Here is a 226-nt window from a genome sequence, read left to right on the forward strand (position 1 = left end):
TTCAATTCCTTATAGGTAGGCTAAAAACCTTTTGTGTCTGTGGTAGTTCCGACTGCCTACGTGGGGTTTCAATTCCTTATAGGTAGGCTAAAAACCTGAATTTGTGATGCTCGTCTTTATGACTATCGGTAGTTTCAATTCCTTATAGGTAGGCTAAAAACGCGTCCGGGTTCTCTGCAGCGTTGACATGGATAGACAGTTTCAATTCCTTATAGGTAGGCTAAAA

This window comes from Sporomusa acidovorans (assembly GCF_900101845.1).
Taxonomy (GTDB): Bacteria; Bacillota; Negativicutes; order Sporomusales; family Sporomusaceae; genus Sporomusa; species Sporomusa acidovorans.